Raw genomic sequence first — 26,938 nt, forward strand, 5'->3', positions numbered from 1 at the left:
GGCAACCTGCCCGCAACGAGGCGCGGAGGCAACCAGAGCAGCCGGCTCGGGCCGGACCTACGCCAGCGTGATCAAATCCAGGTAATCCTCGTTCCAGAGGTCCTCGACGCCGTCAGGCAGCAACACGACGCGCTCCGGATTCAGAGCCTCAACGGCCCCTTCATCGTGGCTCACCAGGACGACGGCGCCGGTGTAGTTGCGCAGGGCGCCGAGGATTTCGGAGCGGCTGGCCGGGTCGAGGTTGTTGGTGGGCTCGTCCAGGAGCAGGACGTTCGCGCTCGACGCCACAATGGTGGCCAGCGCCAGCCGGGTCTTCTCGCCGCCGGACAGCACGCCGGCGGGCTTGTCGACGTCGTCACCGGAGAACAGGAAGGAGCCCAGGATGCCGCGGACCTCGGCGTCGTTCATGTCCGGGGCGGACGAGCGCATGTTTTGCAGCACGGTCCGGTCCACGTCGAGGGTTTCGTGCTCCTGGGCGTAGTAGCCGACCTTCAGTCCGTGGCCGGGGATGACCTCGCCGGTGTCGGGCTTGTCGACGCCGGCGAGCATCCGCAGCAGCGTCGTCTTGCCGGCGCCGTTGAGGCCCAGGATGACCACCTTGGAGCCGCGGTCGATCGCGAGGTCGACGTCGGTGAAGATCTCCAGCGACCCGTAGGACTTGCTGAGGCCGTCGGCGGTGAGCGGGGTCTTGCCGCAGGGCGACGGGTCCGGGAAGCGGAGCGCTGCCACCCTGTCGTTCTCGCGCACGGCTTCGAGGCCGCCGAGCAGCCGTTCGGCACGCTTGGCCATGTTCTGCGCGGCGACGGCCTTGGTGGCCTTGGCGCGCATCTTGTTGGCCTGGTCCATGAGAACCTGGGCCTTCTTTTCGGCGTTGGCCCGTTCGCGCTTGCGGGCGCGTTCGTCCGTCTCGCGCTGGAGCTGGTAGCGCTTCCAGTCCATGTTGTAGATGTCGATCTGGGCACGGTTGGCGTCCAGCAGGAAGACTTTGTTCACTGTGGCCTGGAGTAATTCGGTGTCGTGACTGATCACGATCAGGCCGCCCTGGTGGTTCTTGAGGAACTCCCGGAGCCAGGCGATGGAGTCGGCGTCGAGGTGGTTGGTGGGTTCGTCGAGGAGCATGGTCTCGGCGTCGGAGTACAGGATCCGGGCCAGTTCCACACGGCGGCGCTGACCGCCGGAAAGCGTCTTGAGCGGCTGGTTCAGCAGCCGGTCCGGCAATGCGAGGTTCGAGCAGATCGACGCGGCCTCGGCTTCGGCGGCGTAACCGCCGGCCGCCAGGAACTCGGATTCGAGCCGGTCGTAGCGGTTCATGGCTTTGCGCTGGACGGTGGCGTCTTCGCTGGCCATCTCTTCATGCGCGAGCCGGAGCTTGCCGACGGCGATGTCGAGGCCGCGGGCGGACAGAATCCGGTCCCGGGCCAGCTGTTCCATGTCGGGGGTGCGAGGGTCCTGCGGCAGGTAGCCGATCTCGCCGCTGCGCGTGACTTTACCGGCGGCGGGCAGGCCTTCGCCGGCCAGCACCCGGGTCAGTGTGGTCTTGCCTGCACCGTTACGGCCGACCAGGCCGATCTTGTCTCCCTTATCGATCCGGAAGCTCACCTGGTCCATCAGCAGTCGGGCGCCGGCGCGGAGTTCGAGATCCTGGACGGTAATCAATGCAGCTAAGGCCTTTCACGACAGGGAACGCCGCGGCACAACGGATGCAGTCTGGATGGGGCCGGGGCAGTGTGGCCGAGACGACGACCGCTACCAGTCTACCGGCAGCTGTCCTGCCGGTTGACATCGGCGGACGCCGCGGACGCTGCGAACGACGGCGGCCGGCGGCCGCCGTCGTTGCCTCCGTTTGGCGGAGCCTGCCAGAAGTACAACCTCCGCTTAGTGGAGGGCCTACAAAATGGCGGGGTTGCCGTCGCCGTATCGTCGGAAGCAAGACCCGGTGCCCTTAGGTACGCACCCCCACTTCGTGACAGGACGACCATGAGCAAGACTGACAACGGCACCGCCGAAGCCGCAATCCCGGGAACCCGGGGCACCGAATTTCCCGGCGCCGGCACCGGCCCGGCCGGCGACGCAGGCACTGCAGGACCGGACCGGCGCAGGCGGCGGTGGAACGCCACCGACCTCGGCCTGATCGCCGTGTTTGCCGCCCTGGTGGCGGTGTCCGCCGTGGTGCCGGCCATCCCGGTCGGCGCCCTCGGCGTCCCCATCACCGTTCAGACTCTTGCCGTCATGCTCACGGGCCTGGTGCTCGGAGGCGGCCGGGCCTTCGCTGCCGTCGGGCTGTACGTGCTGCTGGGTCTGGCCGGGCTGCCGATTTTCAGCGGCGGCCGCGGCGGCCTCGGTGTGCTGGCCGGCCCCTCCGCCGGCTACATCATCGCCTTCCCCCTTGCGGCCGCCGCTGTCGGCTGGCTGGCCGCCGTCGTGCTGCATCGTGTCAGCCGGAAACTGCGGGCGGTGGCCCTGTTTGCCGCCGCGATGGCCGGCAGTATTGTCTTCGTGCACACGCTTGGCATCGTAGGCCTGATGCTGAACGCGCGGCTGGATCTGTCCAAGGCTTTCCTGGCCGACCTGGTGTTCTACCCTGGCGATGTGATTAAGAACGTGCTGGCGGTCAGCATCGCCGTGGCCCTGCACAAGGCGTTTCCCGACCTCCTGGTCCGCCGCGCCCGCCCAGCCGGCGAGCCCACCGGGCGCCCGTGAGCATCATCCTTGACCGGGCAGCGGTCCGGGTGGCCATCGACGGATGCCCGGAGCCAAAAACCCTGCTCGAACCCATCTCGTTGACCCTGACCGAGCGCCGGATCGGCGTGATTGGGGCCAACGGCTCGGGAAAGTCCACCCTGCTGCGGATGTTCAACGGGCTGGTTCCGCCCAGTTCCGGGACGGTGACGGTGTCCGGTGCCGACTCGGTCCGCGACGTCCGCGCGGTCCGCCGACGGGTTGGCTTTGTCTTCACCGATCCGCTCGCGCAGCTCGTGATGCCGACCGGGCGCGAGGACGTGGAACTGTCGCTGCGCCGTTCGGTGCGGAACCCGCGGGACCGGCGGGCCCAGGCCGAAGCGGTGCTGGGCCGGTTCGGGCTGCTGTCACTGGCGGACCAGAGCGTGTACGAGCTTTCCGGCGGCGAACGGCAGCTCGTGGCCCTCGCGGCCGTGCTGGCAGTCAGCCCGGACATCCTGGTCATGGACGAGCCGTCCACGCTGCTGGACCTGCGCAACCGCGAGCTGCTGCGGCGCACCCTGGCCGGGTTGGAGCAGCATATCATCCTGTCCACGCACGACCTTGAGCTGGCTCTGGACCTGGACCGGGTGCTGGTGGTGGACGCCGGGAGGATCGTGTACGACGGCGCCGCAGCGGCCGCCGTCGAGCACTACCGGAAGCTCTGCGCTGCAGATCCGGCTCCCGTGCCGCCCGCCGGCGGAGATCCGGCACGGCCATGAGAGGCCACGGCTTCCTGCTCGCCAACTATGTGCCGGGGACGTCGCCGGTGCACCGCACACCGCTGTGGCTGAAGTTCCTGCTGGTGCTGGCGTGCGGGATGGCGTCATTCCTCGTCGCCGACTGGACCGCGGCCGCTGTGGTGCTCGCCCTGCTGTGTGGGGTCTATCTGGCCAGCGGGGCCGGGCTGCGCCGCCTGCTCCGGGCGCTTCGGCCGGTCCTGCCGGTGCTGGGCGTGCTCGGCGTGTTCCAGTGGTGGCAGCTCGGCGGACCGACGGCGGCGCGGATCGTCCTGAACATTTTGGTCTGCGTCGTGGCGGCGTCGATCCTGACGGCCACCACACAGGTCCAGACTCTGTTGGATGGCGTCGCTGCCCTGGCCAGCCCGTTCCGCCGGTTCGGCGCAGACCCGGAACGGTTTGCGCTGACGATTGCCATCATGCTCCGCAGCATTCCCTTCATCGCGGGTGCGTATGCCGATGTGCGCGACTCTGCCCGGGCCCGCGGCCTGGACCGGAATCCCCGTGCTCTGGTGCTGCCGGTGTTCATCACGACTGTGGCGTTTGCCCGGCAAACCGGCGACGCCCTGACAGCCCGTGGCCTGGGCGACGCGGAGGACCAGGACTAGGGCGGGGTTGGCTGAACAGGGCCCGGGACATGCCCCTTGCTGCGGCCCAGCGATGAGCATGCTCTCCCCTGTCCGCGGCCGGTGCACATATCTGCACTATGTCCAGCCAGGGCGCCCAGAAATGAGCATGTCCCCCCGGGGCCGGCGCCCAGAAATGAGCATGTCCCCCGGGGCCCTACCGGAGCGACCGGTACTCGAACAGCGCCGCCGTTCCCATCCCGCCGGCAATGCTGATCATGGCCAACGCCAACGTGCCGTCCGCAGGGTTCCGGCGGGCCTGGGCCAGGAGCCGGGTGACGAGCACCGCGCCGGAGGCGCCGTAGGCGTGGCCCAGGGCGAGGGCTCCGCCGTCGAGGTTGGCGCGCTCCGGGTCAATGCCCAATTCATCGAGGCAGGCCAGTGTTTGGGAGGCGAATGCCTCGTTGAACTCGACCAGCCCGAGCTCTCCGGACGCTACGCCGGAGTCCGCGAGGAGGCGTTGGGCCGCTGCGGCTGCCCCCATCCCCAGCAGCACCGGGTCCACGCCGGCCGTGTCCGTGCCGAGAACCAGCAGCCCGTCGCGCGCTCCGAACTCCCGTGCCCGGGCCATCGAGGTGATCACGACGGCCGCGGCCCCGTCCGCATCGAAACACGAGTTCCCCGCGGTTACCGTCCCGCCGGGAACGAACGCGGCGGGGAACCGGGCCAGCACGGCGGGCGTGAGGGACCGCCGAGGCCCGTCGTCGGAACCCACGGGACCCGCGGGGCCGGCCAGCGGAACCCTCTCCCCGTCGAACGCACCGGCCGCAGCGGCCTCGAGGGCGCGACGGTGGCTGCGCAGAGCAAAGTCGTCCTGCCGTTGCCGCGGAATGCCGCAACTGGCGGCAACGTTTTCGGCGGCCTCGCCCATGTCAGGGTCGCCATGGCGGAGGGGCGCGAACTGGGCCCGGCCAAAGAAGTCCGGCTCGCCGTCGGGGCCCGGCCGCGCCCGGAGCGGTGCCGTGCTGATGCTCTCCACCCCGCCGGCGAGGTACACGCCCCCGCCGCCGGACGCCACCAGCCGCGACGCCAGCACGATGGCGTCGAGCCCGGAACCGCACTGCCGGTCCACGGTCAGCCCGGGGACGCTCACGGGCAGCCCGGCCTCGAGGGCTGCGAGCCGGGCAACATTGCCGCCGCCGCCCACGGCGTTGCCGACCACCACGTCCGCCACCAGTTCAGTCGGGACGTCCACAACGCTGAGCAGGCTGCGCAGTACCGGCGCGAGCAGTTCGTGGGCTTGCAGCGTCTTCAGCGTTCCGTGCGCGCGGCAGATCGGAGTGCGCAGCGCAGCGATGATGACGGGCTGCCGGTCCGCCGGCACCGATCCGGCCCGGCGCAGCCCGCGCACCATTGGCATCCGGGACGGGGTCTGGGTCTCAGCCAAGGCGCCGGACGCGCGGATCGTTACGGGCGATCCACTCAAGCAGCAGCGGACGGCTTAGCTTGCCGCGGTCCGTGAGCGGCAACTCCCCCAGCAGATAGTAATCCAGCGGCCGCTTGTTCCGGGCCAGCTGACCCTCGACGCCGGTCTTCAGCTGGGTGGCCGTCACGCCGCCGTGGGAGGCCCGCACGGCCGCCACGACGCGCTGGCCGCGGAGATCATCCGGCTGCCCCGCGGCCACGGCCGCCGCAACCCCGGGCACGGACGCGAGGCACAGCTCCACCTCGTGCGGGTACACGTTGGTCCCCGCGGTGATGATCATGTCCGAACGGCGGCCCAGCAGGTGCAGCGTTCCGTCGGACAGGTAGCCCTGGTCGCCCACCGTGAACCAGCCGTCGAAGCACTGCAGCGCCTCGCCGTCGTCGCCCCACAGGTATCCGTCGCTGACCATGCCGCCGCGGACGCAGACGTTGCCGTCCACCCCGTCCGGAACCGGCGCCCCGGCGCCGTCCAGGATCCTGATCTCAACGCCCGGGAATGCCTTGCCGATGCCGGTGCCGATCCCGGCGCCCCCCGATGCCGGGGATTCGCCCGGCCGCAGGCCGGCACCGGCGACGAAACTGAGCTCCGCGGCGCCGTAGTACTCGAAGATCGTGGCGTTGGGGGCCCAACGGCGGGCGGCCTCCAGCGTCCGTGTGTCCAGCTTGGAGCCGGAGCAGATGATGCTCCGCAGGCCGGAGGCGTCCACGCCGCCGGACACACCGCGCTCGCTGAGCAGCCGCAGCATGGTGGGGACCAGGACCAGGCGGGTGATGCCGTCGTGACTGACCGCCGCGTGCGCGTCGCCGACGTCGAAGTGTTCCAGGGTATGGAACTCGGAGCCGGCGTACAGGCACTCGGCGAGGGCATAGAGGTTGAGGCTGGCCGCGAGCGGCCCCGGCGCGAGCGTCCGGTCGTGGGGGGCCAGGCCGAAGAACTCCACCGACGACTCGAAGGACTGCTGCCAGGAGCGCCGCGACCGGCTGAACGCCTTCGGCAGCGCCGTGGTTCCGGAGGTCAGACCGATCAAAAAGGGCGATTCCGGCACTCCATCGCTGAGCGCCGGAGCGAGGCCAAGCTCCAGCTCAGAACCCGCGTCCGCGCTGTTGGCGGGGACCGCCTCCGCGATCCGTGCGGTGAGGCCGTCCAGGAGCTGCCGGGGCCAGGCGGGGTCCAGCACGGCGCAACGGCGGCTACCAGCCACGGCCGCAGCGAAGGCCACCGCAAAGTGGGTCGAGTTGCGCTCGGTCAGGACCGTCACCGCCGGGGTGACCGGCACGAGGTCTTCGGCGGCGTCCCGGAGCTCGGCCCAGCTCAGGCGCTTACCCGCCACCACGACGGCGGTGGCGTCGGGGCGTTCATCGGCCCAGCGCTGGAGTCTGTCGAGAAAAGGCATCGGGGCAACTTTACCGGGGACGGGGTACCTTGCGGGCGGCAGACGATATTGTGACAGCATGAGCTTCAACGACAACGTCCAGCTGGACCCGTCCCAGGTCCAGGACCGCCGGGGCATGGGACGCGGCACCAAGATCGGCGGCGGGATCGGTGGCGGCATCGTGTTGCTGCTGGCGGCGCTGTTCGGCATCAATCCCAGCCTCCTTGAAGGGCTCACCGGCACCACGCCGGACCAGTCGCAAAGCCAGGGCACGGCGCCCGCGTGCAAGACCGGCGCGGACGCCAATGCACGACTCGATTGCCGGATCAACGGCACGGTGAACAGTCTTAATGCGTTCTGGCCGGCGTACCTGGCCAAATACGGCAAGAAGTATCCGCAGCCCGAGACCGTGATCTTCAGCAATTCCACGAACACCGGCTGCGGGGCCGCGACGTCGGAGGTGGGGCCGTTCTACTGCCCGGTGGACAAGACGGCGTATTTCGACCCCGGATTCTTCCAGGAGCTCGTGGACCGCTTCGGTTCCTCCGGCGGGCCGCTGGCGCAGGAGTACGTGGTGGCGCATGAGTTCGGCCACCACATCCAGAATCTGCTTGGCACCATCGACCGCGCGCAGCAGGATCCCCAGGGTCCCGCGTCCGGCGGGGTGCGGGTGGAACTCCAGGCGGACTGCTACGCGGGCCTGTGGGTCCGCTACGCCACCACCACGAAGGACCCGACTTCGGGCCAGCCGTTCCTCGCGCCGTTGAAGGACCAGGACCTGCAGGATGCCCTGTCCGCAGCCTCCGCGGTGGGTGATGACCGGATCCAGAAGGCCGCCACCGGCCGGGTCTCACCGGAGTCCTGGACCCACGGCTCCAGCGCGCAACGGCAGAAGTGGTTCTATCAGGGCTACAAGACCGGCGACATCAACCAGTGCGACACCTTCAAGGTCGCCACCCCGTAGCGCCAAAACCTCATCCGCTGCTCCGCAACCGCCCTTATGGCGTGTCTAAAGGGCCGTTGTGGAGCAATCGATGGAACGACGACGGCGGGCCCGCCTCTGGGAGGTGGGCCCGCCGTCATTTCCTGCAGGTAAGTCGGTGCACTCTCAGATATTGAAGCCGAGGGCCCGCATCTGGTCGCGGCCGTCTTCGGTGATCCGCTCCGGACCCCACGGCGGCATCCACACCCAGTTCAGGCGCCAGTCGTCCACGATGCCGTCCAGGGCCTTGCCCACCTGCTCCTCGATCACGTCAGTGAGCGGGCAGGCGGCGGTGGTGAGCGTCATGTCGATCAGCAGGGCGCCGTCGTCGTCCGAGTACTTCAGGCCGTAGAGCAGGCCAAGGTCAACGATGTTCACACCCAGTTCCGGGTCGATCACATCCTTGAGTGCCTCTTCGACGTCTTCGAGGCCCGTCCGGGCCATATTGATTTCGGTCATGGCGTAGTCCTTACTAGGCCTGTGCTGCGGCGTCGGCGGCAGCGATGGTGGCCGCCCCTGCGCCGGTGGCGTAGCGGTCGTAACCTTCTTCTTCGAGGCGGTCGGCGAGTTCCGGGCCGCCCTCTTCGACAACCTGGCCGTCAACGAACACGTGCACGAATTCCGGCTGGATGTAGCGCAGGATCCGGGTGTAGTGGGTGATCAGCAGGGTGCCCATGTTGCCCTCGGCGTGGGCGCGGTTCACGCCTTCGGAGACAACCTTCAGCGCGTCGACGTCGAGGCCGGAGTCGGTCTCGTCGAGGATGGCGAACTTCGGCTTGAAGAGCTCCAGCTGGAGGATTTCGACGCGCTTCTTCTCGCCGCCGGAGAAGCCCTCGTTGACGTTGCGCTGGGTGAAGTCGGCGTCGATGCGCAGCTTCTCCATGGCGGCCTTGACGTCTTTGGTCCAGGTGCGGAGCTTCGGGGCTTCACCGTCGATCGCGGTCTTGGCGGTGCGCAGGAAGTTGGTCATGCTCACGCCGGGCACCTCCACCGGGTACTGCATGGCCAGGAACAGGCCGGCACGGGCGCGCTGGTCGACCGTCATCGCGAGGACATCTTCGCCGTCGAGCGTGATGGAGCCGCTCGTGACGTTGTAGCGCGGGTGGCCGGCGATCGTGGAGGCCAGGGTGGACTTCCCGGAGCCGTTGGGACCCATGATGGCGTGCGTCTCGCCGGTCTTGATGGTCAGGCTGACGCCCTTCAGGATTTCCTTGGTGCCCTGCTCGGTGTCAATGCTGACGTGCAGGTCCTTGATCTCAAGAGTAGACATGTGTCTTGTTCTCCTCTGCACCGTGCCTCTCGGCGGCGGTGCGGTTCTCGACGATAAGTTTTGGTGGAGCTGGTTGCCGGCCGGGCGGGAGGGACATCCCTCCCGCGGTCAGCTGAAGTTTGGTGCCTCGGCGCCGTTCAGGATGGTGCTGACGTCCACGTAAACGTCGCCATCCTGGATGGTCACGGCGAAGACGGGTACCGGGTCGTAGGCGGGCAGCTGGAGCGGTTGGCCGCTGCGGAGGTCGAACTGGGAGCCGTGGCCCCAGCATTCGATCTTGCAGTCTTCCACTTCGCCCTCTGAGAGGGAGATGTCCGCGTGCGAGCAGGTGTCGCCGATGGCGTGGATCTCCCCCATCGAATCCTTCACGATCGCTACGGGGTAGTCGTCGATCAGGATACGCAGCGCCTGTTTGAGTTGGATCTCGCTGGCGCTGCACACCAGTTCGCCCTTCGGCTGTTCCGTCATGTTCGTTGTCCGTGTTCTCTCGTGCCGTGTCTTCTGGTGCTGCGCACTAGTTGTCTGTGGCGGCGAGCTCGCGCTCGACGGCGGCCGTGAGGCGTTCCTCGATGGCGGGAACCTTGATTTGCTGGATGATCTCGTTCAGGAAGCCGCGGACCACCAGACGGCGGGCCACCTTTTCCGGAATGCCGCGGGCCATCAGGTAGAACAGGTGCTCGTCGTCGAAACGGCCGGTGGCGCTGGCGTGGCCCGCGCCGGCGATCAGGCCGGTTTCGATCTCCAGGTTGGGCACGGAGTCCGCGCGGGCGCCGTCGGTGAGGACCAGGTTGCGGTTGGCCTCGTAGGTGTCGGTGCCTTCTGCTTCCTTGCGGATCAGGACGTCGCCGACCCAGACGGTGTGCGCGTCGCGGCCCTGAAGGGCGCCCTTGTACAGCACGTTGGACTTGCAGTTGGCGACCGCGTGGTCCACGAACAGGCGCTGCTCGAGGTGCTGGCCGGCGTCGGCGAAGTACAGGCCGAACAGTTCCGCTTCCGCGCCGGGCTCGGTGAAGCGGGCCGACGGGGTGACCCGGACCAGGTTCCCGCCGAGGCTGACGACGATGTGCTTGAACTTGGCGTCGCGGCCAAGTTTCGCCTGCTGGGAGGAGGCGTGCACGGCGTCGTCGTTCCACTCCTGGAGCGAGATGACGGTGAGCTGCGCACCGTCCTCGACGAGGATCTCGATGTTTTCCGAGACGACGGCGCTGCCCTGGTGATCCAGCACGACGACGGCCTTGGAGAACTTTTCCGCGACAATCACGACGTGCTGCGCGGAAGCGTCGGTGCCCCGGCCGGTCAGCAGGACGCTGACTTCGCCGTCCACCTGGACCTCTGCCGGGACCGTAATGACGGTGGCCTCGGTGAAGTTCTCCCACGCATTGGCGGAAACCCGGTCCTCGGGGATGGCTGACGAACCGATGCGGGCGTCGTCGCGGTCGACGGTTTCGATCCGGACGCTGTCCGGGGCGGTGATGGCCACGGACGGCGCGGCACCGTTGAGGACCTCGGTGTGCAGGCCCCGGAGTCGCTTGAGCGGTGTGAACCGCCAGTCTTCCTCCATGCCGGTCAGCGGCTTGAAATCCGCCAGCTTGTACGAGGTCAGGCGGCCGGCGCGCGAGCTGTCCGGGATGCCGACGCCGCCGCCGTGCGAGTGCGCCTTGACGGCGTCGCCGGCCAGCGGGGACTTGGACGCCGCGGCGTTCAGCGGTGACAGGCTTTCGCCTTCCTCGGTGAAACCGTTGATGAACGGCTGGGCCGAGGGCGCGCCGATGCGGGCCTTTTCAGTAGTGATGTCAGTCATTAACCGACCGATCCTTCCATCTGCAGTTCAATCAGTCGGTTCAGCTCGAGGGCGTATTCCATCGGCAGCTCGCGGGCAATCGGCTCGATGAAGCCGCGGACGATCATCGCCATGGCCTCGTCTTCGCGCATGCCGCGGGACATCAGGTAGAAGAGCTGCTCTTCGCTGACCCGCGAGACCGTGGCCTCGTGGCCCATCGTGACGTCGTCCTCGCGGATGTCGATGTACGGGTACGTGTCCGAGCGGCTGATGGTGTCCACCAGCAGCGCATCACAGCGGACCGTGTTGGCCGAGTGCTTGGCGCCTTCCCGGACCTGGACCAGGCCGCGGTAGGCGGCGCGGCCGCCGCCGCGGGCCACGGACTTGGAGATGATCGAGCTCTTCGTGTTCGGCGCGATGTGGACCATCTTGGAGCCGGTGTCCTGGTGCTGGCCCTCGCCGGCGAACGCGATCGAGAGGGTCTCGCCCTTGGCCCCGTCCCCGACGAGGTAGACGGCCGGGTACTTCATGGTGACCTTGGAACCGATGTTGCCGTCGATCCACTCCATGGTGGCGCCTTCAGCGCAGACCGCGCGCTTGGTCACCAGGTTGTACACGTTGGTGGACCAGTTCTGGATGGTCGTGTAGCGGACGCGGGCGCCCTTCTTCACGATGATTTCCACGACGGCGGAGTGCAGCGAGTCCGAGGTGTAGATCGGCGCGGTGCAGCCCTCGATGTAGTGGACGTAGGAATCTTCGTCCGCGATGATCAGGGTGCGCTCGAACTGGCCCATGTTTTCCGTGTTGATGCGGAAGTAGGCCTGCAGCGGGATGTCCACGTGGACGCCCTTGGGCACGTAAACGAACGAACCGCCGGACCAGACCGCGGTGTTCAGCGACGCGAACTTGTTGTCGCCCACCGGGATGATGGTGCCGAAGTACTCCTGGAAGATCTCCGGGTGCTCACGCAGCGCGGTGTCGGTGTCCAGGAAGATGACGCCCTGGGCCTCCAGGTCCTCGCGGATCTGGTGGTAGACCACCTCGGACTCGTACTGGGCGGCGACGCCGGAGACGAGGCGGCTGCGCTCCGCTTCCGGGATGCCCAGCTTTTCGTAGGTGTTCCGGATGTCCTCGGGCAGGTCCTCCCAGGTGGCGGCCTGCTTCTCGGTGGAACGTACGAAGTACTTGATGTTGTCGAAGTCGATGCCGGACAGGTCCGCGCCCCAGGTGGGCATGGGCTTGCGGTCGAAGTACTTCAGACCCTTCAGGCGCAGGTCCAGCATCCACTCCGGCTCGTTCTTCTTGGCCGAGATGTCACGGACAACGTCCTCGTTGATGCCACGGCGTGCGTTGGCGCCGACGTCGTTCTTGTCGGCCCAGCCGTACTCGTAGGTGCCGATTCCGTGCAGCTCAGGATTCTTTTCCAGAATCTCCGAAATCACAGTGGATTCAGCAACCTTCTTCTCTGATAGTTGGTCCGTCATCACGGCCTTTCTTGCAGATGGTTGGATACTTCGTCCGGGTGGCCCGGCTCCGAGGGGCTGGAAGCCCCGACGGCGGCCGGACGGCCCGTAGGTATGTGGGTGGTGCAGACGTGACCGCCGCGCGCCAGGGTGGAAAGCCGGCGCACGTCGACGCCGACCAGCCGGGAGAACACTTCGGTCTCCACGTCGCAGAACACCGGGAACTGCGCGGCGAGCTGTTGGATGGGGCAGTGGCCCTGGCAGAGCTGCACGCTGGAGAGTGCGGCAGGAAGCGGCGCCTTGGCCTCGATCGACTGTGCCGAGGCGACGAACCCGTCTCGGCTCAGGGCTTCGGAGAGCACGCGGGCGCGGGCGGTGATGTCACTGCCCGCCTCCTCGATTTCCGGCGCGTAGCGTCGTTCCATCTCGCCAAAGCGTTCGACGGCGAACTCCCGTACCGCTTCAGCGCCGGCCATTTCGCCGAGCCGCCGGAGCGCGGAGCTCGCGATGTCGAGGTAGTCGTTGCCGAGCGTGGACTGCCCCCGCGAGCTGAGGACGTAGCGGCGGGCCGGCCTGCCTGCGCCGGCGCCGGCACGGGCGGCCCGTTTGATCTCGATCACGCCGTGGCGTGAGAGGTGGTCCAGGTGGCGGCGGACGGCGGCAGGCGTGAAGCCCAGCAGCTCGCCGAGCTCCGCGGCGCTGATGGGTCCGTGTTCCAGCACCGCGCTCAGGACGCGGTCCCGGGTGCGTTCCTCGGCGTCGGCCGTGTTCGCGGCGCTCACCGAAGGGCGTGCGGCAGGAACTGCCGCGCCCGCGGCAGGCTCGACTGACTCCGCGCACACGTCAGGCGCGGCAGAAGTGGTTGGGCTCATGGAATACACAACACAATCATGTCGTAATTTACTCCCGCTAGCCAGTAAGGCATGGCTTTCCTGTACCCGGCCCCGGAAAGTTCGGCAGCTACTACGTCGCGTAGAATGCTTTGGTGCGATCTCCCGAATCCCCCGCCCTGACAATCAGCGGGCTCGTCAAGGATGTTGGTCCCGTGCCCAGCCTCGACGGCAAAATGCTGCGGGTGGTCAGCGGACTGTCCCTCGTAGCCGAGCGGGGACAGGTCACTGCGCTGCTGGGTGCCAACGGCGCGGGCAAGACCACCACAATCGAATGCGCGCAGGGCCTGCAGAAACGCACCCACGGCAGCATCAGCCTGCTGGGCCGGGATCCGGACACGGCCGGGGCGGAGCTGCGCGCCCGCGTCGGCGTCATGCTCCAGGACGGCGGCCTGCCGCCGTCGGCGCGCCCCATCCCCCTGCTCCGGCACGTCGCCGGCATGTACCAGGACCCGTGGCCGGTGGACGACCTTGTCCGGCGCCTGGGGATCGACGCGTTCAGCCGGACCAACGTCCGGCGCCTGTCCGGGGGCCAGAAGCAACGGCTCGCCCTTGCCGCGGCACTGGTCGGCCGGCCCGAGGTGCTTTTCCTCGACGAACCGAGCGCCGGCCTGGACCCGCAGTCCCGGCAGCTGGTGTTCGAGCTGATCGGCGAACTGCGAGACCGCGGCATGGGCATCATCCTCACCACGCACCTGATGGACGATGCCCAGCGCCTCGCCGACTACGTTTACATCATCGACGCCGGCCGGAACGTTGCCGAAGGCACCGTCGCCCAGCTGTTGCGCCACGAACTGGTGGCCGGCGACGCCGAGCAGCACATCCGGACGCTGCTCTTCGAAGCGGAACCGGGCCTGGACCTGACCGGGGTCCTGCCGGCCGCCGTCGAAGTCCGGGAAACGCGCGCCGGCAGCTACAGCGCCACCGGAGCGCTGACGCCGGCCGATCTCGCCGCAGTCGCGGCCTGGTGGGCGGCCCGCGGCATCATGCCCGCGTCCATGAGCCTGGCGGCACGCAGCCTCGAGGACGTCTTCCTCGACATCTCCGGAAGGGAGACCCGATGAGCTCCGCGCACGCCGGAACGACAGCGGAAATGCCGCTGGGGAGTCCCCCCGCTCCCCTGCTGCGCCGGATCCTGCTGCAGGGCCGCTATGAAACCGCCACCATGCTCCGCAACGGCGAGCAGCTGATCCTCGCGGTCATCCTGCCGCTGCTGGCTCTGGTGGGCCTGACCGTCACGCCGCTGTTGGACGGCCTCGGCCCCAGCAGGGTCAACATCGCGGTGCCGGGCATCCTGGCGTTGTGCGCGATGTCCACGGCCTTCACCGGCCAGGGCATCTCCACCGGCTTCGACCGGCGCTACGGCGTGCTTCGTTTCCTCTCCACCACGCCCCTGGGGCGCGCGGGGCTGATCCTGGGCAAGGTGCTCGCCGTCCTCGCGGTCCTGCTGATCCAGGTGCTGGTCGTCACCGCCGTCGCCCTCCCGCTGGGATGGCGGCCCGCGGTGGCGGGCCTGCTGCCGGGACTCGTGCTGCTGGTCCTCGGTGCCGCGGCCTTCACCGCCCTCGGCCTGCTGGTAGCCGGCACGGTCCGGCCGGAGGCGACGCTGGCGATCACCAACCTGCTCTGGATCCTGCTCGGCGCTTTGGGCGGTATCGTCATTCCGGCCGAGCGGCTCCCGGCCCTCGCCCAGGCCATTGTGCACTTCCTGCCGTCCGGGGCGCTGGGCCAGGCGCTGCGGGATGCCCTCCTGTACGGCAGCGTCAATCTTGCCGCCGTGTTTGTCCTGTTGCTCTGGACGGCGATCGCCGGCCTGGCAGCAACCCGTTGGTTTAAATGGAATTGAGAAAACTGTGAGTACGGTGTCCCGCCCTCCCCGCAACGTCCTGTCCCGGATCTCCTCCCGGCTGCCCGTCACCGTCGACAAGACAATCCGGCGGCTCGCCGTGCTGTCCCTGATCGGCCAGACCGTGCTGGTGGTCACCGGCGGCGCCGTTCGCCTCACCGCCTCCGGGCTGGGCTGCCCCACGTGGCCCCGCTGTACCGACAATTCGCTGGTCAACACGCCGGGAATGGGGATTCACGGCTTCATCGAGTTCGGCAACCGGCTCCTGACCTTTGCGCTGGCCGCCGTCGCCGTGATGATGCTGGTGTACCTGTGGAACCTGCGCAAGGAACGCCGCGATCTCTTCCTGCTGGCCGCGGGCCTGCTGGCCAGCATCCCGGCGCAGGCGGTGATTGGCGGCATCACCGTCCTCACCCAGCTGAATCCGTGGGTGGTGGGGCTGCACTTCCTGGTTTCGATGGCCCTGGTGGTCCTCGCGACGCTGCTGGTCAACCGGGCCTACGGGCGTTCCGGCAAGGCGCGGACCCGGGAACTCGTTCGGCTGCCGGGCGCCGCGCGCCCGGTGATGACCGCCGTGGTCTTCTTCTCCGCTGTGGCCGTCTGCCTGGGCGTCGTAGTGACGGGGGCCGGCCCGCACGCCGGCGACGCGGACGCGCCGCGCAACAACCTGGACTGGGACCTGTTTTCCCACATCCACGCCGTCCCGGCCTACCTCGTAACAGCCGGGGCGCTGTTCGGCGTGGTCCTGGTCTTCCGCGGCCGCATCGCGGGCCCGTTCCGCACGGCGGTCTTCCTGCTTTTGGGTGTCACCGTGCTGCAGGCGGTTATCGGTTTCACGCAGTACTACAACGGCATCCCCGCACTGCTAGTGGGCGCTCACATGCTGGGCGCTGCCTTGCTGATGAGCGCCGCCACGAACGCCGCGGACATCGCGCGCAGCAGCCCGCTGAAGTAACCGGGACCGCAGCGGAGCGGTCTTCCTTGCCTCTCTTTTCCCTGCGGGGCTGTGTAGCCTGACCCTGTAGAGGGAAGGGTTTCGCCGTGAATGGGTTCGTGGAAGGCATCCTGCACATCAGCCCCGTGCTGGCGTTCACCCTCGTGGGCTGCCTGGTCTTTGCCGAAGACGCGGTGTTCATCGGGTTCGTCGTGCCGGGCGAGACCGCCGCGGTTCTGGGCGGCGTCGTTTCGAGCCGGGGCGAGGTACCGCTTTGGGGCATGGTCGCCGTCGTTGTCCTGGCCGCGGTGGCAGGCGACACAATCGGCTACGAAGTCGGGAAGCATCTCGGTCCCAGGCTCTTGAATACCCGGATCATGAAGAAACGGCGCGCCGCCCTGTCCAAGGCTCAGGATTTTCTGCGCCGGCGCGGCGGCTCCGCCGTCTTCCTCGGCCGCTTCGTGGCGTTCTTCCGGGCCGTCATGCCCGCCCTGGCCGGAAGTTCCCGAATGCACTATCCGCGCTTCCTGGCGTTCAATGCCGCCGGAGGCCTCACCTGGGGGATCGGCTTCGTCCTGCTCGGCTACTTTGCCGGTAATTCCTACGATGCGGTGGCCAAGGTTGCCGGCCGGGACATCACGGCAGCCATTGTGCTGATCGGGCTGCTGGCTGTGATCATCTGGCGCGTCCGCCATGCGCGGGCTGCCCGGCGCTCACCGGCGGCTCCCCCGGACTCCGAGGGCCGCACGGTACCGGCGGGCGACTGACCCCTTAGCCGCCGACGAGCGCGGAGCCTACGAAGGGATCGACCGCCAGCGCCAGGAAGAGCAGGGTGAGGTAACTGATCGAACCGTGGAAGACCTTCATCGCGCCCGTATTCGAGACGTCCCCGTGCTGGGCCCGGTTGTAGAGGGCGTGCGACTCGTACAGGAACCAGGCACCCGCGCCGACGGCGGTGACGGTGTAGACCCATCCGGCGGCTCCCACCGGGATCATCAGCAGCGAGCAGGCAACCATGGCCCACGCGTACAGGACCACCTGCACCGACACCACCTTGGCACCCGCGATTGCACCGAGCATCGGCACGTTGGCGTTGCGGTAGTCCTCGCCGTAGCGCATGGACAGCGGCCAGTAGTGCGGCGGGGTCCACAGGAAGATCACCATGAACAGAACGAAAGCGGGCCACTGAACCGTGTTGGTCACGGCCGCCCAGGCAATCAGGACCGGGAAGCAGCCGGCGGCGCCGCCCCAGACGATATTCTGCGCGGTTCGGCGCTTGAGGATCATCGTGTAAATCACCACGTAGAACACGATGGCGCCTAGGCCCAGCCACGCCGAGAGCGGGTTGGCGCCGAACCAGAGGATCACGATCGCAGCGGCGCCGAGGAGCCAGGAGAACACCAGGGCTTCACGCGGGGTGATCTCGCCGGTGACCAGCGGCCGCTTCTCGGTCCGGTGCATGAGTTTGTCGATGTCGCGGTCGAGATAGCAGTTGAACGCGCCGGCACTGCCGGCGGCGAAGGCGCCCCCGACGAGGGTCGCCAGGATCAGGCCGAGGGACGGGAAGCCACGCTGGGCGTAGATCATGGTGGGCAGGGTGCTGACCAGCAGGAGTTCGATCACCCGCGGCTTCGTGAGCGCCAGGTAGGCCTTCGCCTTGCGGGCGAAGCCGATCCGACCCGGTGCCGGGGAGAAGTTTAGCGGCGTATCAGTTGTGCTCACGGTGGCAGTCACCTGTTCTGTCTGGCAGTTCTGTCTGGCGGTTCTGTCTGGCTGTTCAGCCCGGCTGGTCGTCGCAATGCGCCCTGCGTCCGGGCCAGTGCAGTCGGGGGTCCATTCGCGGCGCACAGGCATGTCCTAGCCCCCGGTGGTGGCCACCCACCATCCTACCGTGGCGGCGCCGACGTCCACGCCCCGGCGGACGCCGCCGCAATTTCGCCTGCCTTGGCCGGGGCCCCGGCAGCCGCGGGTCGCGGGGATTCACAAAGACCGGAAACACGTCCAATTCCTGAGATACCCCCCGCCCGGCCGCTGGAATGGGGATAAGCTGTCAAACAGATCAGCACGCACGCGCGGGCCCACGGCGCCCACTGCCTCTGCGCGGGCGGCTGAATGACGAGATCAACGTTTCGATGGTGAATGGCTGGTACTAACCGCAGCGGGCACCAAACCGTGTCCCGGCGGAACGTACTGTGCCATCGGCTGTCAGCACAGAGAGGGGCCCGGTTTACGTGCCACATTTGGAAGAGCAAGAACTGTCTTGGACCAGCGCGGACCAGCGCGCCGTCGATACCATCCGGGTGCTCGCGGCGGATGCCGTGGAGAAGGTCGGCAACGGCCATCCCGGCACGGCGATGAGCCTGGCGCCGGCCGCTTACCTGCTCTTCCAGAAGCTGATGCGGCATGATCCGGCGAACCCGGAATGGCTGGGCCGCGACCGCTTCGTGCTGTCCCCGGGCCACACATCCCTGACCCTGTACATCCAGCTCTTCCTCTCCGGCTACGGCCTGGAGCTGAAGGACCTTGAGGCGCTGCGGACCTGGGGCTCGCTGACCCCTGGCCACCCGGAGTACAAGCACACCAAGGGTGTGGAAATCACCACGGGCCCGCTGGGCCAGGGCCTGGCATCGGCGGTCGGTTTCGCATATTCGCAGCGCCGCATGCGCGGGCTTTTCGACGCCGAAGCCGCCGCCGGCACGAGCCCGTTCGACCACACCATCTGGGTGATCGCTTCCGACGGCGACCTGCAGGAAGGCGTGACGTCCGAGGCGTCCTCGCTCGCCGGCCACCAGGAGCTCGGCAACCTCGTGGTGATCTACGACGAGAACCACATCAGCATCGAGGACGACACCAATGTCGCCTTCACCGAAGACGTCCTGGCCCGCTACGCGGCCTACGGCTGGCACACCCAGCGGGTCGACTGGACGCGGACTGGCGCATACAAAGAGGACGTCGCCGAACTGCACGCGGCGTTGCTCGCCGCGAAGGCCGAAACGGGCAAGCCGTCCATTATTTCGCTGCGGACCATCATCGGCTGGCCGGCGCCGAAGAAGCAGAACACCGGCAAGATCCACGGCTCGGCGCTGGGCGCCGAGGAAGTCGCAGGCCTCAAGCGGATCCTCGGTTTCGACCCGGAGCTGTCCTTCCAGGTCGAAGACGAAGTCCTCGACCACACCCGCCAGGCCCAAGCACGCGGCGCCGCGGCCCGCTCCGAGTGGCAGGCAACCTTCGAGGCCTGGCAGTCCGGGAACCCCGAGGCGGCCGCGCTGCTGGAACGCGTCGAGGCGCGTAAGCTCCCGGCCGAGATCGACGCCGCGCTGCCGGTCTTCGAGGCCGGCAAGGACGTTTCCACCCGTGCCGCGTCCGGCAAAGTGCTGAACGCGATCGGTCCGGTCATGCCTGAACTGTGGGGCGGCTCGGCGGACCTGGCCGAGTCCAACAACACCACGATCGAAGGCTCGCCCTCGTTCATCCCGGCTTCCCGGCAGACCGACGCCTGGAAGGGCAACCCCTACGGCCGGGTGCTGCACTTCGGCATCCGCGAGCACGCCGCAGCGTCGATCGTGAACGGGATCAGCCTCGCCGGCCCGACCCGGGCGTTCTCCGGCACGTTCCTGATCTTCTCCGATTACCAGCGCCCGGCGATCCGGCTCGGCGCGCTGATGGGCGCCCCGTCGCTGTACGTCTGGACGCACGACTCGATCGGCCTCGGCGAAGACGGACCCACCCACCAGCCGGTCGAACAGCTCGCCTCACTCCGCGCCGTCCCGGGCCTGGACGTCGTCCGCCCCGGCGACGCGAACGAGGTCGCCGCGGCCTGGAAGGTCATGCTGGAGAACCACCAGAACCCGGCCGGGATCGTGCTGACCCGGCAGAACATCCCCACCTGGGACCGCGGTACCGGCGACGCCGACGGCGACACCTTCGGTTCCGTCGCCGGCGTTGCGAAGGGCGGCTACGTCTTGGCCGAAGCGTCCACCGGCGGCAAGACGGTGGCCGCCCAGGTCATCCTGATCGGCACCGGCTCCGAGGTCCAGCTCGCCGTGGCGGCCCGCGAAGCCCTGCAGGCCGAAGGGATCCCCACTCGGGTCGTGTCCATGCCCTGCGTCGAATGGTTCAACAAGCAGGACGCCGCGTACCGCGAGTCCGTGCTCCCCGCCGACGTCAAGGCCCGGGTCTCCGTGGAAGCGGGGCTGGCCCTGGGCTGGAGGGAATTCGTCGGCGACGCCGGCCGGTCCGTCAGCCTCGAGCACTTCGGCGCCTCCGCGGACTACAAGCGCCTGTTCCAGGAGTTCGGTATCACCGCCGAAGCGGTTGCCGCCGCTGCCAAGGAATCACTCGCCGGCCTCCAGGCCTAACCCAAACTTCACGCCTTCCGGTCCGCCGCCCCAACAGGCGGCGGCCCCCGATTTCAGGAGTCACCTTTGAACACCACCTCCACCCCCACGCAGCAGCTCTCCGACGCCGGCGTCTCCATCTGGCTCGACGACCTGTCCCGCGGTCGCCTCGCCACCGGCACGCTGCGCAAACTGATCGAAGAGAAGAACGTCGTCGGGGTCACCACGAACCCGAGCATCTTCCACGCCGCCATCACCACCGGCACCGATTACGACGCCAAGATCAAGGAAATGGCCGCTGCCGGCGCCAGCGTCGAGGAAACGATCTTCTCGATCACCACCACCGACGTCGCCGACGCCTGCGATCTCTTCGCCCCGGTCGCGGCCGCAACGAACGGGGTCGACGGCCGGGTTTCGATCGAAGTTGACCCGCGCCTCGCGTGGGACACCGCCGGCACCATCACCGAAGCCAAGGAACTGTCCGGCCAGGTCAACAAGGACAATGTCCTGATCAAGATCCCGGCCACGCTTGAGGGCCTCGAGGCCATTACCGCCACGCTGGCCAGCGGAATCAGCGTCAACGTGACGCTGATCTTCTCGCTGGAACGCTACCGTGCCGTGATCAACGCCTTCCAGAGCGGACTTGAGCAGGCCAAGGAAAACGGCCACGACCTGTCCAAGCTCCACTCGGTGGCGTCGTTCTTCGTCTCTCGCGTCGATACCGAAATCGACAAGCGCCTCGACGCGATCGGCACCGACGAAGCCCGGGCGCTCAAGGGCAAGGCCGGCCTTGCGAACGCCCGCCTGGCTTACCAGGTCTACGAGGAGCTCTTCTCCACCGAACGTTGGGGCCTCCTCGCCGAGGCCGGCGCGCGGCCGCAGCGCCCGCTCTGGGCCTCCACCGGCGTCAAGGACCCGGCCTACCCGGACACCATGTACGTCACCGAGCTCGTCGCCCCCGGCGTGGTGAACACCATGCCGGAAAAGACCTTGAACGCCACCTACGACCACGGCGCCATCACCGGCGACACGGTCACCCGCGGCTACGACGACGCGAACGCGACACTGAACGCCTTGGACGCCCTCGGCATCTCCTACAACGAAGTCGTGGCCGTACTCGAGTCCGAAGGTCTGGACAAGTTTGTGGCAAGCTGGAAGGAACTGCTGGCCGACGTCGAGGTAGCCCTCGCCGCTGCACGGAAGGACGCCTAGTCCCCCATGACCACTCTCAGCTACGACGCCACGGGCGCCGCCCGCCACGCCCACGAACAGCACCTGCCCGCCCTGCTCCAAGACCGGATCGCCACCAGGATCTTCGCCAAGGACGCCACCCTGTGGGGTCCCGACGCCGAAGCCGAGGCCGCCGTCCGGCTCGGCTGGGTGGAGGCCGCAGCGGTTTCACAGCCGCTGGTAGCGGACATCCTGGCGCTGCGCGACGCGCTCCGCGCCGAGGGCGTCAGCCGGATCGTCCTGTGCGGCATGGGCGGTTCCTCGCTGGCCCCCGAAGTCATCGCCGGAACCGCCGGCGTCGAGCTGACAGTGCTGGACAGCACCGACCCTGAACAGGTTGCCGCTGCCCTCGCGGACCGGCTCACGGAAACCGCCATCGTGGTGTCCTCCAAATCGGGTTCGACCCTGGAGACCGATTCGCAGCGCCGGGCCTTCGAACACGCCTTCACCGAGGCCGGCGTCGACGCAAAGAGCCGCATCATCATCGTCACTGACCCGGGGTCGCCGCTGGACAAGTCCGCCCGCGAGACCGGCTACCGCGCCGTCTTTAACGCCGATCCGCACGTCGGCGGCCGCTACTCCGCGCTGACAGCCTTCGGGCTGGTGCCATGCGGGCTCGCCGGCGTTGATCTCCAGGCCTTCCTGGACGAGGCCGAAGAGGCCGCCGAAATCCTCAATGACGACAGCGCAGAGAACATCGGCCTCGCCCTGGGCGCGGCGCTGGGCGGCACCAACCCGCTGCGCAACAAGATCGTCATTGCCGAGGACGGCTCCGGGATCGCCGGCTTCGCGGACTGGGCGGAGCAGCTCATCGCTGAGTCCACCGGCAAGCTCGGCACCGGGGTGCTGCCGGTCGTCGCAGGCCCGCACGCCCCCGAGGTGACAGGCGGCGCCGAGGACGTGCTGGTGATCAGGCTGGTGGCGGCCGACGCCGACGTCAAACTCGGCGCCAACGAATCCGCGATCGCCGGCGGCCTCGCGGCCCAGATGATGACCTGGGAATTCGCCACCGCCGTCGCGGGGCGGCTGCTCGGGATCAACCCGTTCGACCAGCCCGACGTCGAGGCTGCCAAGTCAGCCGCCCGCGGACTGCTGGACGCGCAGCCGGAACCAACGCCGGCCAACTTCACCGACGGGGCCATCGAGGTCCGTGGCGGTGAATGGCTCGGCGGCGCCGGGACCGCGGCCGAGGCCATCAGTGCGCTGCTCGGCCAGCTCGGTCCGGACGGCTACCTGAGCGTGCAGGCCTATTTCGACCGGCTCAGCTACGCCCCGCTGGAGGGCATTCGTGACGAACTCGCCGCCGTCAGCGGCCGTCCCGTCACCTTCGGCTGGGGACCCCGGTTCCTGCACTCCACCGGACAGTTCCACAAAGGCGGCCCGGCGATCGGCGTCTTCCTGCAGGTAACGGCCGCTTCCGCCACGGATCTGGCCATCCCCGAGCGGCCCTTCACCTTCGGGGAGCTGATTTCGGCCCAGGCCGCAGGCGACGCGCAGGTCCTTTCCGAACACGGCCGGCCGGTGCTGCGGTTGCACCTCACGGACCGTGCCGCAGGTGTCCGCCAGCTGCAGCAGCTCGTCTCCTCGCTGGCCGGCCAGGCCGCGCCCTACCTCGAAAGCTAAGGCACCAGAGCAACCATGCCACTCTCGCAAAACGGCGGCCGCAAGTCCGCGGGCCGGGGCCACAATCCGCTCCGCGACCCGCGGGACCGGCGGCTGAACCGGATCGCCGGTCCCTCCTCGCTGGTCCTCTTCGGCGTCACCGGCGACCTCGCCCGCAAGAAGCTCATGCCCGCCGTCTACGACCTGGCCAACCGCGGGCTGCTGCCGCCGAGCTTCGCGCTCGTCGGGTTCGCCCGGCGGCAATGGGAAAACGAGGACTTCGCCGCCGAGGTGCGGGAGTCGGTCATGAGTTACGCCCGGACCCCGTTCGACGAGACGGTGTGGAAGCAGCTGTCCGAGGGCATCCGCTTCGTGCAGGGCGAGTTCGACGACGACGACGCCTTCGAGCGCCTCAGCGAGACAATAGATGAACTCGACGAGCAGCGCGGCACCCGCGGCAACCACGCCTTCTACCTGTCCATCCCGCCGAAGGCCTTCGAACTGGTCTGCCGGCAGCTCTCCAAGCACGGGCTGGCGCAGGCCGAGGGCGACAAGTGGCGGCGCGTGGTGATTGAGAAGCCGTTCGGCCACGACCTCGAGTCCGCCCGGCAGCTCAACGACATCGTCGAATCGGTCTTCCCGCAAGACGCCGTGTTCAGGATCGACCACTACCTGGGCAAGGAAACGGTCCAGAACATTCTGGCCCTGCGTTTCGCCAACCAGCTCTTTGAACCCCTGTGGAACGCCAACTACGTGGACCACGTCCAGATCACCATGGCCGAAGACATCGGCACGGGCGGCCGCGCCGGTTACTACGACGGCGTGGGTGCTGCCCGCGACGTCATCCAGAACCACCTGCTGCAGCTGCTCGCACTGACCGCCATGGAGGAGCCGATCTCCTTCAACGCGGACGATCTCCGTGCCGAGAAGGAGAAGGTCCTCGCGGCCGTACGGCTGCCGGAGGACCTGTCCACGCATTCGGCGCGCGGCCAGTTCGCCGGCGGCTGGCAGGGCGGCGAGGAGGTGCTGGGCTACCTGGAGGAAGAGGGTATTCCGGCCGATTCGACCACCGAGACGTTCGCCGCGATCCGGGTGGACATCAATACCCGGCGGTGGTCCGGCGCGCCGTTCTACCTGCGTGCCGGCAAACGGCTGGGCCGCCGGGTCACGGAAATCGCCGTCGTCTTCAAACGCGCCCCCAACCTGCTCTTCCGCGACCACGGCGAGGACGATTTCGGCCAGAACGCCGTCGTGATCCGGGTCCAGCCGGACGAGGGCGCCACGATCCGTTTCGGCTCCAAGGTCCCCGGCACGCAGATGGAGGTCCGCGATGTCACCATGGACTTCGGCTACGGCCACTCCTTCACCGAGTCGAGCCCCGAAGCGTACGAACGGCTCATCCTGGACGTGCTGCTCGGCGAACCACCGCTGTTCCCGCGGCACCAGGAGGTGGAGCTGTCCTGGAAGATCCTGGACCCCTTCGAGGACTACTGGGCCAGCCTGAACGAACAGCCCGAACCGTATGCCCCCGGCAGCTGGGGCCCGGCCTCCGCCGATGAACTGCTCGCCCGCGACGGACGGACCTGGAGAAGGCCATGATCGTAAACCTCCCCGACACCACCACGTCCAAGGTCTCCAAGAAGATCATGGCCCTGCGGGAGCAGGGCGGCGTGATCGCCCTGGGCCGCGTGCTGACCCTGGTGGTGGTGACGAAGTCCGGCCTCGAAGAGGAAGCCATCGAGGCCGCCAACGAGGCCAGCCGGGAGCACCCCTGCCGGATCATCGTGCTCGCCGACGCCGGCGCATCGGAGCCCACCCGGCTGGACGCGCAGATCCGGGTAGGCGGCGACGCCGGCGCCTCCGAGGTCATCCTGCTCCGCGGCTACGGCGAACTCGCCGAGGAAAGCGAATCACTCGTGGCCGCCCTGCTCCTCCCGGACGCCCCGATCGTGGCCTGGTGGCCGCACGGAGCCCCGAAGAACGCCTGCCAGACGTCGATCGGCCGGATCGCGCACCGGCGGATCACGGATTCCTCCAACGAGCCGGACCCACGGGCGGCACTGGAGAACATCCGCAGTACCTACAAGGCGGGCGACACCGACCTGGCCTGGACCCGGCTGACAAACTGGCGGATCCAGCTGGCGGCGGTCCTGGACCAGGTGGATCCCTCGCCGGTCACCGCCGTTGCGGTCGAAGGCGCCTCGGACTCCCCCAGCACCCTGCTGCTCGCCGCCTGGCTTACGCTGGCGCTGGACGCCCCGGTGACCATCGTCGAGGACCCGGCCGGCACAGGAATCCGGCGCGTGCGCCTGACCCGTCCCGGCGGCGACGTGCAGCTGTACCGTCCCGGACTGACGGTGGCCGAACTGACGCAGCCGGGCCAGCCCGTGCAGCACATCTCGCTGCCGCGCCGCAGCCTCAAAGACTGCCTGGCCGAGGAGCTCCGGCGCCTGGACCCGGACGAAGTGTTCGGCGAAGTGATTACGATTGGCCTGCCCCGTACCAATGCAAGGAGTGTCCGTCCCAGTGAGCGCTGAGCCCAGAGTAAGCATCCATCCCGACTCGGCCGTGCTGATGGCCGCGATCGCGGCGCGCCTGATCACCAAACTTGTGGATCTTCAGGACAAGCACGGCGAAGCGACGGTGGTGCTCACCGGCGGCACGATGGGAATCGGTTCGTTAAAGGCCGTCGCCGAGTCTCCGGCTGCCCCGGCGGTCGACTGGTCGAAGGTGAACTTCTGGTGGGGTGACGAACGCTTTGTCGGCCGGAACGACGCCGACCGCAACGCCCGGCAGGCACAGGAGGCGTTGCTTTCCCAGATCGCCGTGGACCCGGCCCGCGTCCACGTTCCCGGCTCGACCGACGATTTCGGAACGGCCGAGGAGGCTGCCGCGGACTATGCCCGGAGGCTCGCGGAGGCCGCCGCGGCCGAGCACGCCGCCGACATGTCCGATGACCGCCCGGACGAGCCCGGGAACCTGCCGCGTCTGGACATTGTGCTGCTCGGCGTCGGCCCGGATGCGCACGTGGCCTCGCTGTTCCCGGAGCAGGCCGGCATCCGGGAGAAGTCCCTGACGGTGGTGGGGGTCCGTAATTCCCCCAAGCCGCCGCCGGAGCGGATTTCCCTCACCCTGCCCACGATCAACACGGCGAACGAAGTATGGATGGTGGTGGCCGGCGATGACAAGGCCGGCGCCGTTGGCCTGGCCCTCGCCGGAGCGAACCCGGTGCAGGTCCCGGCTTCCGGTCCGCGGGGGCGTTTGCAGACACTCTGGCTGATCGATGAGGAAGCGGCCTCACGCGTCCCCGAGCAGCTGGTCCGGAAGAGCCCGTCGGGCGCGTAAACGTTCGAGCGCTCCGGCCAGCACGTCTTCGGCGTCCTGGCTGGAGCGCCGTTCTTTAACGTATTCGAGGTGGCTCTTAAACCCCTCGGCAGGTTCGTCCTCCAGCGCGAAGCGGGTCTCGTCCCGGGTGGCCGTCCCGCCGCAGCGGCGGCAGTCCCAGGTGCCGGGAATCTGCTCTTCCGGCAACTTGGCGAACACCAAGGCCGTTTCGTGGCCCTTCGCGCACCAATAGGAGACGCAGGTCCGGGGCTGGCCGGCGCCGATGCCGTCGAGAGGCTCGTGGCGGGCAGGGGCTCCTGCGACTGCACCCACCCGGATGCCCCTGAATCCGGAGGCTGAATGCAGCATCGGGAACTCCTTGCTACTCGGCTGGAGGA

The 26,938-nt window shown here is 68.3% G+C and carries 25 protein-coding genes; 14 read left to right on the forward strand and 11 right to left on the reverse strand.

Annotation, left to right across the window (positions count from 1 at the left end):
* Nucleotides 1-57: 57 nt before the first annotated feature.
* The gene (locus AC1DGI_RS10775) at nucleotides 58-1,656 is read right to left on the reverse strand and encodes an ABC-F family ATP-binding cassette domain-containing protein (RefSeq protein ID WP_476898793.1); all 1,599 of its coding nucleotides are present in this window, start codon (nucleotides 1,654-1,656) and stop codon (nucleotides 58-60) included.
* Between the two features lie 321 nt (nucleotides 1,657-1,977).
* Between AC1DGI_RS10775 and AC1DGI_RS10780 the strand changes: the two genes are divergently transcribed.
* The 3 genes from AC1DGI_RS10780 to AC1DGI_RS10790 are packed head-to-tail and all read left to right on the forward strand — an operon-like array spanning nucleotide 1,978 to nucleotide 4,066.
* A complete protein-coding gene (locus AC1DGI_RS10780; protein WP_476898794.1) occupies nucleotides 1,978-2,700 on the forward strand; it encodes a biotin transporter BioY in 723 nt (240 codons plus the stop codon).
* Entirely contained in the window at nucleotides 2,697-3,440 is a 744-nt protein-coding gene (locus AC1DGI_RS10785; RefSeq protein ID WP_476898795.1) for an energy-coupling factor ABC transporter ATP-binding protein, read from the forward strand. Before AC1DGI_RS10780 ends, AC1DGI_RS10785 begins: the two co-directional genes overlap by 4 nt.
* The gene (locus tag AC1DGI_RS10790) at nucleotides 3,437-4,066 is read left to right on the forward strand and encodes an energy-coupling factor transporter transmembrane component T family protein (RefSeq protein ID WP_441401362.1); all 630 of its coding nucleotides are present in this window, start codon (nucleotides 3,437-3,439) and stop codon (nucleotides 4,064-4,066) included. The genes AC1DGI_RS10785 and AC1DGI_RS10790 overlap by 4 nt, the downstream gene beginning before the upstream one ends.
* A 175-nt stretch (nucleotides 4,067-4,241) precedes the next feature.
* On the opposite strand, the gene AC1DGI_RS10795 is transcribed toward AC1DGI_RS10790, so the two are convergent.
* Nucleotides 4,242-5,438: a thiolase family protein gene (locus AC1DGI_RS10795; protein WP_476898907.1), complete on the reverse strand. Its 1,197-nt coding sequence runs from the start codon at nucleotides 5,436-5,438 to the stop codon at nucleotides 4,242-4,244.
* A 25-nt stretch (nucleotides 5,439-5,463) separates the two neighbouring features.
* Entirely contained in the window at nucleotides 5,464-6,903 is a 1,440-nt protein-coding gene (locus AC1DGI_RS10800) for a class I adenylate-forming enzyme family protein (RefSeq protein WP_476898796.1), read from the reverse strand.
* Nucleotides 6,904-6,961: 58 nt separating this feature from the next.
* Between AC1DGI_RS10800 and ypfJ the strand changes: the two genes are divergently transcribed.
* Nucleotides 6,962-7,846 carry a KPN_02809 family neutral zinc metallopeptidase gene (gene ypfJ, locus AC1DGI_RS10805; protein WP_441401359.1) on the forward strand — a complete coding sequence of 295 codons (885 nt, stop codon included), beginning with the start codon at nucleotides 6,962-6,964 and terminating at the stop codon, nucleotides 7,844-7,846.
* A gap of 144 nt (nucleotides 7,847-7,990) precedes the next feature.
* Here the strand turns inward: ypfJ and AC1DGI_RS10810 are convergent, their stop codons facing one another.
* From AC1DGI_RS10810 to AC1DGI_RS10835, 6 genes are all read right to left on the reverse strand, one after another.
* Nucleotides 7,991-8,323, reverse strand: coding sequence for a metal-sulfur cluster assembly factor (locus tag AC1DGI_RS10810; protein ID WP_138769377.1), 333 nt, complete (start codon nucleotides 8,321-8,323; stop codon nucleotides 7,991-7,993).
* Between the two features lie 13 nt (nucleotides 8,324-8,336).
* Complete coding sequence (gene sufC / locus AC1DGI_RS10815) at nucleotides 8,337-9,134, reverse strand: Fe-S cluster assembly ATPase SufC (RefSeq protein WP_441402100.1); 798 nt, start codon at nucleotides 9,132-9,134, stop codon at nucleotides 8,337-8,339.
* Between the two features lie 108 nt (nucleotides 9,135-9,242).
* Nucleotides 9,243-9,602: a non-heme iron oxygenase ferredoxin subunit gene (locus AC1DGI_RS10820; protein ID WP_441402099.1), complete on the reverse strand. Its 360-nt coding sequence runs from the start codon at nucleotides 9,600-9,602 to the stop codon at nucleotides 9,243-9,245.
* A gap of 46 nt (nucleotides 9,603-9,648) precedes the next feature.
* A complete protein-coding gene (gene sufD, locus AC1DGI_RS10825; protein ID WP_476898797.1) occupies nucleotides 9,649-10,935 on the reverse strand; it encodes a Fe-S cluster assembly protein SufD in 1,287 nt (428 codons plus the stop codon).
* Nucleotides 10,935-12,398 carry a Fe-S cluster assembly protein SufB gene (sufB, locus tag AC1DGI_RS10830; RefSeq protein WP_441402097.1) on the reverse strand — a complete coding sequence of 488 codons (1,464 nt, stop codon included), beginning with the start codon at nucleotides 12,396-12,398 and terminating at the stop codon, nucleotides 10,935-10,937. Before sufB ends, sufD begins: the two co-directional genes overlap by 1 nt.
* Complete coding sequence (locus AC1DGI_RS10835) at nucleotides 12,398-13,258, reverse strand: helix-turn-helix transcriptional regulator (RefSeq protein WP_476898798.1); 861 nt, start codon at nucleotides 13,256-13,258, stop codon at nucleotides 12,398-12,400. Before AC1DGI_RS10835 ends, sufB begins: the two co-directional genes overlap by 1 nt.
* A gap of 104 nt (nucleotides 13,259-13,362) precedes the next feature.
* Between AC1DGI_RS10835 and AC1DGI_RS10840 the strand changes: the two genes are divergently transcribed.
* The 4 genes from AC1DGI_RS10840 to AC1DGI_RS10855 all read left to right on the forward strand — a co-directional run bounded on the left by AC1DGI_RS10840 (nucleotide 13,363) and on the right by AC1DGI_RS10855 (nucleotide 16,814).
* On the forward strand, nucleotides 13,363-14,331 hold the full coding sequence (locus AC1DGI_RS10840; protein ID WP_476898799.1) for an ABC transporter ATP-binding protein: 969 nt from the start codon (nucleotides 13,363-13,365) through the stop codon (nucleotides 14,329-14,331).
* A complete protein-coding gene (locus AC1DGI_RS10845; protein WP_441402037.1) occupies nucleotides 14,328-15,113 on the forward strand; it encodes an ABC transporter permease in 786 nt (261 codons plus the stop codon). Before AC1DGI_RS10840 ends, AC1DGI_RS10845 begins: the two co-directional genes overlap by 4 nt.
* A gap of 7 nt (nucleotides 15,114-15,120) precedes the next feature.
* On the forward strand, nucleotides 15,121-16,068 hold the full coding sequence (locus AC1DGI_RS10850) for a COX15/CtaA family protein (protein ID WP_476898800.1): 948 nt from the start codon (nucleotides 15,121-15,123) through the stop codon (nucleotides 16,066-16,068).
* Between the two features lie 86 nt (nucleotides 16,069-16,154).
* Nucleotides 16,155-16,814, forward strand: a complete 660-nt coding sequence (locus AC1DGI_RS10855) for a DedA family protein (RefSeq protein WP_441402039.1) — start codon at nucleotides 16,155-16,157, stop codon at nucleotides 16,812-16,814.
* Nucleotides 16,815-16,818: 4 nt separating this feature from the next.
* Here AC1DGI_RS10855 and AC1DGI_RS10860 read toward each other — a convergent pair whose 3' ends face one another.
* Nucleotides 16,819-17,781, reverse strand: a complete 963-nt coding sequence (locus tag AC1DGI_RS10860) for a heme o synthase (RefSeq protein ID WP_441402040.1) — start codon at nucleotides 17,779-17,781, stop codon at nucleotides 16,819-16,821.
* Nucleotides 17,782-18,287: 506 nt separating this feature from the next.
* Between AC1DGI_RS10860 and tkt the strand changes: the two genes are divergently transcribed.
* The 6 genes from tkt to pgl all read left to right on the forward strand — a co-directional run bounded on the left by tkt (nucleotide 18,288) and on the right by pgl (nucleotide 26,561).
* Nucleotides 18,288-20,405 (forward strand): transketolase, encoded by a 2,118-nt coding sequence (gene tkt, locus AC1DGI_RS10865; RefSeq protein WP_476898801.1) that lies wholly within the window; start codon nucleotides 18,288-18,290, stop codon nucleotides 20,403-20,405.
* Nucleotides 20,406-20,471: 66 nt separating this feature from the next.
* Nucleotides 20,472-21,596 carry a transaldolase gene (tal, locus tag AC1DGI_RS10870; RefSeq protein ID WP_441402844.1) on the forward strand — a complete coding sequence of 375 codons (1,125 nt, stop codon included), beginning with the start codon at nucleotides 20,472-20,474 and terminating at the stop codon, nucleotides 21,594-21,596.
* Between the two features lie 6 nt (nucleotides 21,597-21,602).
* A complete protein-coding gene (locus tag AC1DGI_RS10875; protein ID WP_476898802.1) occupies nucleotides 21,603-23,237 on the forward strand; it encodes a glucose-6-phosphate isomerase in 1,635 nt (544 codons plus the stop codon).
* Nucleotides 23,238-23,252: 15 nt separating this feature from the next.
* A complete protein-coding gene (zwf, locus tag AC1DGI_RS10880; RefSeq protein WP_476898803.1) occupies nucleotides 23,253-24,815 on the forward strand; it encodes a glucose-6-phosphate dehydrogenase in 1,563 nt (520 codons plus the stop codon).
* Nucleotides 24,812-25,753 (forward strand): glucose-6-phosphate dehydrogenase assembly protein OpcA, encoded by a 942-nt coding sequence (locus AC1DGI_RS10885; RefSeq protein WP_441402899.1) that lies wholly within the window; start codon nucleotides 24,812-24,814, stop codon nucleotides 25,751-25,753. The genes zwf and AC1DGI_RS10885 overlap by 4 nt, the downstream gene beginning before the upstream one ends.
* The gene (gene pgl / locus AC1DGI_RS10890) at nucleotides 25,743-26,561 is read left to right on the forward strand and encodes a 6-phosphogluconolactonase (RefSeq protein ID WP_476898804.1); all 819 of its coding nucleotides are present in this window, start codon (nucleotides 25,743-25,745) and stop codon (nucleotides 26,559-26,561) included. Before AC1DGI_RS10885 ends, pgl begins: the two co-directional genes overlap by 11 nt.
* Here the strand turns inward: pgl and AC1DGI_RS10895 are convergent.
* Nucleotides 26,514-26,909 (reverse strand): RNA polymerase-binding protein RbpA, encoded by a 396-nt coding sequence (locus tag AC1DGI_RS10895; RefSeq protein WP_441402901.1) that lies wholly within the window; start codon nucleotides 26,907-26,909, stop codon nucleotides 26,514-26,516. The genes pgl and AC1DGI_RS10895 overlap by 48 nt on opposite strands.
* Nucleotides 26,910-26,938: the final 29 nt, after the last annotated feature.

The organism is Arthrobacter sp. 05N428_2 (assembly GCF_056397065.1).